Origin of the sequence: Collinsella sp. CLA-SR-H006 (assembly GCF_040097075.1) — a bacterium.
Classification (GTDB): Bacteria; Actinomycetota; Coriobacteriia; order Coriobacteriales; family Coriobacteriaceae; genus Collinsella.
On record NZ_JBBNPD010000026.1, the window covers coordinates 1 to 5063 of the forward strand.

The window sequence follows — 5063 nt, forward strand, 5'->3', positions numbered from 1 at the left end:
CCTTGCACCTGCCGTCTATCGACCAGGTAGTCTACCTGGGCCCTTACCGGAAGGAGAACTAATCCCTGGAACGGCTTCCCGCTTAGATGCCTTCAGCGGTTATCCGCGCCGCACGCGGCTACCCGGCCGTGCCGTTGGTCGACAACCGGTTCACCGGAGGTGCGTCCACCCCGGTCCTCTCGTACTGGGGGCAGCCTCCATCGATTCTCCTGCGCCCACGGAGGATAGGGACCGAACTGTCTCACGACGTTCTGAACCCAGCTCGCGTACCGCTTTAAACGGCGAACAGCCGTACCCTTGGGACCTGCTCCAGCCCCAGGATGCGATGAGCCGACATCGAGGTGCCAAACCTTGCCGTCGATGTGGACTCTTGGGCAAGATCAGCCTGTTATCCCCGGAGTACCTTTTATCCGTTGAGCGACGGCCCACCCACTCGGGGCCGCCGGATCACTAGAGCCTGCTTTCGCACCTGCTCGGCTTGTGGGCCTCGCAGTCAAGCCCGCTTGTACTCTTGCATTCAAAAGGACGGTTGCCGACCGTCCCGAGCGGACCTTCGCGCGCCTCCGTTACCCTTTAGGAGGCGACCGCCCCAGTCAAACTGCCCGCCTGGCACGGTCCCCGAGCCGGTTGACGGCCTCGGGTTAGGACGCCGGTCGCGCGAGGGCAGTATTCCAAGGGCGGCTCCCCGGGGGCTGGCGCCTCCGGATCTTAGCCTCCTGCCTATCCTCTACACGCGGGACCAGCGGCCAATGCCAAGCTGCAGTGAAGGTTCACGGGGTCTTTCCGTCCTTCCGCGGGTAAGTCGCATCTTCACGACCAGTGCAATTTCACCGGGTCCATGGTCGAGACAGCGCCCAAGTCGTTGCGCCTTTCGTGCAGGTCGGAACTTACCCGACAAGGAATTTCGCTACCTTAGGACCGTTATAGTTACGGCCGCCGTTTACCGGGGCTTGGCTTCGGGGCTTCGCCTTGCGGCTAACTCCTCCGCGTGACCTTCCGGCACCGGGCAGGCGTCAGACCCTATACGTCGCCTTGCGGCTTCTGCAGAGTCCTGTGTTTTTGGTAAACAGTCGCTTGGGCCTCTCCACTGCGGCCCGCCTCCGCTCCCCGGGCGAGCCGGTTCACGTACGCGCGGGCACCCCTTCTCCCGAAGTTACGGGGCCATTGTGCCGAGTTCCTTGACCATGGTTGACCCGATCGCCTCGGTATGTTCTACCCACCCACCTGTGTCGGTTTGCGGTACGGGCGCGCACGCGCCTGCCTAGGGGTTTTTCTAGGGACCTCGGGCTCACTCGCTTCGCTTAAGTGCTTCGTCCGGAGCCTCGCCCTCGTGCGGACCGGATTTCCCTGGTCCGCGGGCCGCGCTCCATCACGGGGACGTCCAGAACCCCGCCGAGCCACCCCCATCCGTCGCCCCGTCGGTCGTAGCGCCGCGTGCGCGGTGCAGGAATGTCTGCCTGCTGCGCGTCGGCTACGCCTCCCGGCCTCGCCTTAGCCCCCGACTGACCCTGGGAGGATTAGCCTTGCCCAGGAAACCTCGGGTTCACGGCGGACGAGTTACTCTCTCGTCTCTCGCTACTCATGCCAGCATTCTCACTCCCATGCGCTCCACCGTCGGTCGCCCTCCGGCTTCTCCGCGCATGGGAAGCTCCCCTACCGATTCTAATGAATTAAAATCCCGCCGCTTCGGTGTCCAGCTTAGCCCCGTGTATTGTCGGCGCATGTCCACTCGACCAGTGAGCTGTTACGCACTCTTTGAATGGATGGCTGCTTCTAAGCCAACATCCTGGTTGTCTGGGCGGACGCACATCCTTTGCCACTCGGCTGGAACTTGGGGACCTTAGCGGGCGGTCCGGGCTGTTTCCCTCTCGAGCACACAGCTTAGCCCACATGCTCTGACTGCCGCGCTCTGGGCCGCCGGCATTCGGAGTTCGGTTGGATTCGGTAGGCGGCGAAGCCCCCTCGTCCATCCGGTGCTCTACCTCCGGCGGTGAACGCGCGACGCTAGCCCTAAAGCTATTTCGGGGAGAACGAGATATCTCCGGGTTTGATTGGCCTTTCACCCCTATCCGCAGGTCATCGCCGCCGTTTTCAACCGACGTGCGTTCGGCCCTCCACGGGGTCTTACCCCCGCTTCAGCCTGCCCACGGATAGCTCACCCGGCTTCGCGTCCGCGGCGCGGGACTCAAGTCGCCCTGTTAAGGCTCGCTTTCGCTCCGGCTCCCTTTCGGTTAACCTCGCCCCGCGCCAGCGACTCGCTGGCTCATTCTACAAAAGGCACGCCGTCACAACTAAAAGTTGCTCCGACTGCTCGTGGGCGCACGGTTTCAGGTACTGTTTCACTCCCCTCCCGGGGTGCTTTTCACCTTTCCCTCACGGTACTGGTGCGCTATCGGTCACAGGGTAGTACTCAGGCTTGGATGGTGGTCCACCCAGGTTCGGACCGGGTTTCACGTGCCCGGCCCTACTCAGGGACCGCGTCGCGCCGTCCGGTCTGGGTTCGCGTACGGGGCTGTCACCCGCTGCGGCCGGCCCTCCCATGCCGTTCCGCTCCCCAGCCGGACCTGCGCCCGGGGGCGGCAGCCCCCGGATGCGCGGCCCTGCAACCCCGTCGGCGGAACCCCTGCCGGGTATGCCCGCTCGACGGTTTGGCCATCGGTCCCCTTTCGCTCGCCGCTACTCGGGGAGTCTCGAGATTGATTTCCTCTCCTCCGGGTACTTAGATGTTTCAGTTCCCCGGGTTGTCCTCCCCGGCCCTATGTGTTCGGGGTGGGGATATCCACACTGCTGTGGATGGGTTCGCCCATTCGGAGACCCCCGGGTCGAAGGATGTGTGCTCCTCGCCGGGGATTATCGCAGCTTGCCGCGTCCTTCATCGGCTCCCTGTGCCAAGGCATCCGCCGTGCGCCCGTGGTATCTTGCGGGACCGCATCGGGCCCGCGGGATATCCACGTGTCGCTAATTAATCTAATTAATCGATATCATGAATAGCGCTCGTATGTCGCAATTCGGGTATCTCATACCGCGGCACAGTCCGTTTCACTGTGCTCGCGATCAGATGCTCCTCACTCATATATAAGTGAATTCTTCTTGTTTGGATCGGATGAATGATTGCTATCATTCTTGATTTAATCGCAGAAAAGAATCGAGTCTGGAAGATGAATCTCTTCCATCTCTCTCCTATCGCTATGCGGCTCTCAAGGTACGCGGGTGCGACCCCGGGGACCGGGTGCTGCGGGGACTTATCCTGGCGGACATCTACCGGACGGGCTCCTGCCCTCTATTCGAGTTAAAGTTTGTCTCTCTAAGAACTTATCTCCCTAGAAAGGAGGTGATCCAGCCGCACCTTCCGGTACGGCTACCTTGTTACGACTTCACCCCCCTCACCCTCCACACCTTCGGCGCCTCCCCCCTCTCGGTTGGGCCGGCGACTTCGGGTGCAGACGACTCGGGTGGTGTGACGGGCGGTGTGTACAAGGCCCGGGAACGCATTCACCGCGGCATGCTGATCCGCGATTACTAGCAACTCCGACTTCATGGGGGCGGGTTGCAGCCCCCAATCCGAACTGGGGCCGGCTTTCCGGGATCCGCTCCCCCTCGCGGGGTGGCATCCCTCTGTACCGGCCATTGTAGCACGTGTGCAGCCCAGGGCATAAGGGGCATGATGACTTGACGTCGTCCCCGCCCTCCTCCGCCTTGACGGCGGCGGTCCCGCGTGGGTTCCCGGCATCACCCGATGGCAACACGCGGCGGGGGTTGCGCTCGTTGCGGGACTTAACCCAACATCTCACGACACGAGCTGACGACAGCCATGCACCACCTGTATGGGCTCCTCTCGGCCACGGGGTCTCCCCCGCTTCACCCATATGTCAAGCCCTGGTAAGGTTCTTCGCGTTGCTTCGAATTAAGCCACATGCTCCGCTGCTTGTGCGGGCCCCCGTCAATTCCTTTGAGTTTTAGCCTTGCGGCCGTACTCCCCAGGCGGGACGCTTAATGCGTTGGCTGCGGCACGGGGGGATCGTCCCCCCACACCTAGCGTCCATCGTTTACGGCTGGGACTACCAGGGTATCTAATCCTGTTCGCTCCCCCAGCTTTCGCGCCTCAGCGTCGGTCTCGGCCCAGAGGGCCGCCTTCGCCACCGGTGTTCCACCCGATATCTGCGCATTCCACCGCTACACCGGGTGTTCCACCCTCCCCTACCGGACCCAAGCCGCGGAGGTTCCGGGGGCTTCGGGGGGTTGAGCCCCCCGCTTCGACCCCCGGCCTGCCGGGCCGCCTACGCGCGCTTTACGCCCAATGAATCCGGATAACGCTCGCCCCCTACGTATTACCGCGGCTGCTGGCACGTAGTTAGCCGGGGCTTCTTCTGCAGGTACAGTCTTGACTCTTCCCTGCTGAAAGCGGTTTACGACCCGAAGGCCTCCGTCCCGCACGCGGCGTCGCTGCGTCAGGGTTCCCCCCATTGCGCAAGATTCCCCACTGCTGCCTCCCGTAGGAGTCTGGGCCGTGTCTCAGTCCCAATCTGGCCGGTCGGTCTCTCAACCCGGCTACCCGTTGTCGGCACGGTGGGCCGTCACCCCGCCGTCTACCTGATGGGCCGCGGAGCCATCCCCTCCCGTCGGGGCTTTAGCCGGGGTGCCATGCGGCACCCCGGGGTATCCGGTATTACCCGTCCTTTCGGGCGGCTATCCCGGGGGAGGGGGCAGGTTCTCCACGTGTTACTCAGCCGTTCGCCACTCGCTTCTATCCGAAGATAGGTGCCGTTCGACTTGCATGTGTTAGGCGCGCCGCCAGCGTTCATCCTGAGCCAGGATCGAACTCTCCGTCCAAAATGTATGGGCTTCGAGCCCGTCCGGTCCTCACAACTATTAGCTGATCGGTTCCGTTCGATTCATATGGTTTTAGTATAGGAAAAGGAATTTCTCGGGGCCGCCTCTCGGCGGCCTTGCGAAAAACAAATCCAAGTTAGACCATTTCAAATGGTTCGATGTCTGCCCGGATGCGACACAACTGGTGTGTCCATCCTCGCAGTATCCGGTTCTCAAGGTGCACGCTTTGCGGC

General features: G+C 62.6%; 2 rRNA genes. Both read right to left on the reverse strand.

Annotation, left to right across the window (positions count from 1 at the left end):
* Positions 1-2924: ribosomal RNA gene (locus AAA069_RS09860) — 23S ribosomal RNA — on the reverse strand; the annotation flags it as partial.
* A 400-nt stretch (positions 2925-3324) separates the two neighbouring features.
* A 16S ribosomal RNA gene (locus tag AAA069_RS09865) occupies positions 3325-4830 on the reverse strand.
* Positions 4831-5063 lie beyond the last annotated feature (233 nt).